At 68.0% G+C, this 2,586-nt stretch carries 4 protein-coding genes; 2 read left to right on the top strand and 2 right to left on the bottom strand.

The annotated features are described in order from the left end of the window. Positions 1–20: 20 nt before the first annotated feature. Positions 21–269: a hypothetical protein gene (locus OXU43_00080; GenBank protein MDD9823578.1), complete on the bottom strand. Its 249-nt coding sequence runs from the start codon at positions 267–269 to the stop codon at positions 21–23. A 181-nt stretch (positions 270–450) separates the two neighbouring features. Beyond that, a complete protein-coding gene (locus OXU43_00075) occupies positions 451–1,269 on the bottom strand; it encodes an SDR family NAD(P)-dependent oxidoreductase (protein ID MDD9823577.1) in 819 nt (272 codons plus the stop codon). Between the two features lie 153 nt (positions 1,270–1,422). On the opposite strand from OXU43_00075, the gene lipB reads away from it, so the two are divergent. Then, positions 1,423–2,166, top strand: a complete 744-nt coding sequence (gene lipB, locus OXU43_00070) for a lipoyl(octanoyl) transferase LipB (GenBank protein MDD9823576.1) — start codon at positions 1,423–1,425, stop codon at positions 2,164–2,166. Then, a partial coding sequence (locus tag OXU43_00065) for a lipoyl synthase (protein MDD9823575.1) occupies positions 2,163–2,586 on the top strand: 424 nt, incomplete at its 3' end. The genes lipB and OXU43_00065, both read left to right, overlap by 4 nt.

Here is a 2,586-nt window from a genome sequence, read left to right as displayed (position 1 = left end):
GCCCGCTTAAATGACCCGGCCTACTCTTGCTCTTCTTCCTTTTCCTCGAAGCACTCCTCGCCGAAGCGTTTGCAGACCCGGTAGCAGCGGCTTGAGCCGCGGTGGTCCGTGATGCAGTTTTCGCCCCATTCCGCGCAGCTTTTGAGGCAACGGGCCTTTGCGGGTTCTTCGCTGCCGTCGGCACGGATGAGCGTGCCAGGGGTTGCGTGCTGTTCGGCCCCGGCGGTGGCGGCGGCGGCCAGCAGGCAGAGGATGTAGATGATGCGCATTCGCTGTATTCTCCATGTAGCGGCGGCAATGTGCCGATACGTGAAAGTATAGCCGATCCGGTGCGGGTATTGGGTGCGGGTATTGGGCGCGGGGGGCCGTCCGGACGGCACGGACCGGCGCTGCCGGAGGCGGCGCTATGCCGCTATGCCGTTGCGCGGCCGGGCGCGCGCGCCGGGGCGGCTAGACGGCGTCCGGGTGCCAGCCGGCGTCCGCCCACAGTTCGCCGCTGACCGCCGAGTTGGCGATCATGAAGCAGATCGCGTCGGCGATCTCCTCCGGGCGGATCAGCCGGCCCAGCTGGGTGGCGGGGAGCACGTGCTTGTTGATGTAGTCCGCCCCCAGCGCCCGCACCATCGGGGTGTCGGTGAAGCCCGGATGGATGACCCCGCAGCGTACGCCATGGTATATCGCCTCCTTGGTGAGGGTGGCGGCGGCCCCTTCCAGCCCGGCCTTGGTGGAGGCGTAGGAGATCTGCCCTTTGTTGCCCTGCGAGGAGATGGAGCCGATGAAGATCGTCGTGCCCTGGATGCGCTCTTCCGGTTGCCACTTTTTCAGGCCGTTGGCGAGCCGCTCTTCCGCAATGCGCGCCACCATCTCCATCGCCCAGTAGATCGGCGCGATCAGGTTCACCTCCACCACCGTGCGAAAGGTATCGGCAGGGTAGATCTGCGCCTTGCCGCTTTCCTTGTCTATGCGGACCGTCAGGGCGTCGCGCGTGATCCCCGCCGAGGGTACGCAGATCCGCGGCGTCCCCACATCCGCGCCGACCCGGTCGAAGACCTCTTTACGGAAGGATTCGTCGGTGACGTCCCCCTGGAAAGGGAGCGCGATCGGGGCGTTGGCCTCCTGGTCCACCAGTTTGGCCATCTGGCGTACGCGCGGCCCCTGGTCCACCATGGCGATGGCGCGGATGCCGCGGCGCGCCAAATCCATGCAGACGGCATGGCCGATGCCGCTGGCGGCGCCGGTGATGATCGCTGCTTTATCTTTGATTTCCATATTTTGCGTGGCCTCCTCCCTGCGGCGGCCCCTGGATGCGCGGCCCCCCTGGATGCGCGGCCATTGTAAACCGGAATCCTGCCGTTGCAACCGGCTGATGGATTCACCACATATGCCCTGGCGCGCTGCCGCTGGGCAAGTTACATTAATCCCATGCAGCCGACCCCTGTACAACCATCGTCCGCCGCCCATGCGGCGGGCCGCCCGTTGCGCGTCCGTCAGTTGGGGCAGTGCGGTTATCGTGCCGTCTGGCGGGCGATGCAGGACTTTACCGATCGTCGCGGCCCCGATTGTCCCGACGAACTCTGGTTGCTGCAGCATCCGCCGGTTTATACCCTGGGTCTGGGGGGGCGCCGCGAGCATGTGCTGGCCTCCGACGGCATCGAAGTGGTGCATTCCGACCGCGGTGGCCAGGTGACCTACCACGGGCCGGGCCAATTGCTGGCATACGCCCTGGTGGACCTGCGTCGCCGGGGGCTTGCCATACGCCGCTACGTGCGCCTGCTGGAGCAGTCGGTCATAGAATTGCTGGCCGACCTGGGAGTGGCGGCGGAGCGGCGCCCGGGCGCCCCCGGCGTGTATGTGGCCGGGGCCAAGATCGCCGCGTTGGGCGTGCGGGTGCGCCGGGGTTGCGCATACCACGGTCTGGCCTTGAACGTGGACCTGGACCTGACTCCCTTTGCCGGCATTGAGCCCTGCGGCATCCCGGGGCTGCGCGTTACCTGCCTGGCGCATCTCCGGGTCCGCTTATCCGTGCGCCAGGTCGCGGCGCTGCTGGTCCAGACCCTGGCCCGCCAACTGGAATGCCGCCCGGACTGTCGCCCAGGCGGTCTCCCGGATTGCCATCCGGACCGCCATCCTCAGGGCGGCGCGTCGCCGGGACGGGCGGCGGCATGAATCGGGGGCGCACCTCCAAAGACCGCTCCGTGCCGCAACGGGGCCAGGCCAAGGTGGCCGGATTGCCCCCGCGCCTGCGTCCGCGTCCCGGCGCGCCGGCACGCAAACCGCCCTGGATCCGGGTGCGTGTCCCGGCGGGAGGGCAGGTGGGACGGCTCAAGTCCCTGTTGCGCTCGCAACGGCTGCACACCGTTTGCGAAGAGGCCGCCTGTCCCAATCTGGGAGAGTGCTTCTCCCGCGGAACGGCCACCTTCATGATCTTGGGCGCCCTGTGTACCCGCCGATGTCCCTTTTGCGATGTCGCCCACGGCCGGCCGCTGCCCCCCGATCCGCAAGAGCCGGAACGGCTGGCGGCGGCGACGGCGCGCATGAACCTGCGCTATGTGGTCATTACCTCGGTGGACCGCGATGACCTGCCCG

Source organism: Gammaproteobacteria bacterium (assembly GCA_028817255.1).
Classification (GTDB): Bacteria; Pseudomonadota; Gammaproteobacteria; order Porifericomitales; family Porifericomitaceae; genus Porifericomes; species Porifericomes azotivorans.
This window is presented reverse-complemented; position numbering and strand designations above follow the sequence as displayed.